The organism is Ascidiimonas aurantiaca (assembly GCF_037646345.1).
GTDB classification, from domain to species: Bacteria; Bacteroidota; Bacteroidia; order Flavobacteriales; family Flavobacteriaceae; genus Ascidiimonas; species Ascidiimonas aurantiaca.
Map to the genome: position 1 here is coordinate 1 of NZ_JBBEWR010000038.1, position 1219 is coordinate 1219.

General features: G+C 46.7%; 1 pseudogene. It reads left to right on the top strand.

From position 1 onward, the window contains the following. Nucleotides 1-64: 64 nt before the first annotated feature. Nucleotides 65-1203, top strand: a pseudogene (locus WAO84_RS17135) (IS3 family transposase). Nucleotides 1204-1219: the final 16 nt, after the last annotated feature.

The window sequence follows — 1219 nt, forward strand, 5'->3', positions numbered from 1 at the left end:
AGCCTTCCCTAAAAATAGGACAGCTTAAAATTAGAATTTTCTAACTTTAAATTTTAACTGTCACATGAAAAAAAGCAAGTTTACCGAGAGCCAGATCATCAAGGCACTGAAAGAGAACGAACAAGGAAGAAGTGTTGGAGACATCTCCCGCGAGATGGGCATCGACAAGAGCACTTTCTACTATTGGCGCAAGAAGTACGGCGGCATGGAGGTCGCCCATATGAAGCGATTGAAGGAACTGGAAGAGGAGAACCGCAAGCTCAAGCAGATGTATGCCGATGTGAGCCTTGATGTACAAATGCTCAAGGACGTACTGTCAAAAAAGTTCTAGGGCCTTCCGACAAGAAACACCGCGCCATGTACCTTCAAGAGTCCTACTCGGTAAGCATATCACGTTCGTGTCAAGTGCTGGAGTTTGCCCGTTCGATGTGGTACCACCATAGCAGGAAAGATGATACCGAAGTCATCGATGCATTGTCAAGGCTTGCAGAGGAACTGCCAACACGGGGCTTCGAGGTGTATTACAAGCGGCTTCGTCGCGAAGGCCATAAATGGAACAGGAAACGTGTACTCAGGGTCTACAGGAAGATGAACCTGAAGCTGAGAAGAAAGCACAAGAAACGTTTGCCGTCAAGGACAAAGACCCCATTAGAAGCACCATCCAGGCTCAATGAGGTATGGAGCATGGACTTTATGGCCGATGTGCTCAGCGATGGGAGAAAGGTCAGGGTGTTCAACGTTATGGACGATTGCAACCGTGAGGCACTGGCGATGGATGTTGGCCTGAACTACCCTGCAAAAAAGGTAGTGGAGACCCTGGGGCAACTGGAAGAGGAAATAGGACTTCCAAAGACGATACGTTGTGATAACGGCCCGGAGTTCATATCAAAGACTTTGGGTCAGTGGTGTAAAAAGAAAAGAATCGAACTCAGGTTCATTCAACCGGGAAAGCCCGTACAGAATGCATTTATGGAACGATTGAACAGACATTACAGAGAAGACGTTCTCGATGCGTATTGGTTCAACGACCTGCACCAGATAAGAACATTGACCTGCAAATGGATGGAGGATTACAATACCAGGCACCCGCACTCGGCATTGAACGATATGTCACCAAGGGAATACAAAGATCGTTTCGGGGAAGAATTCTTCCCCGAAACGGTCAACGATAAAGATATTTTTATGAATTTAGCATTGTCCTAAAAAGGGTAAGGCTTCA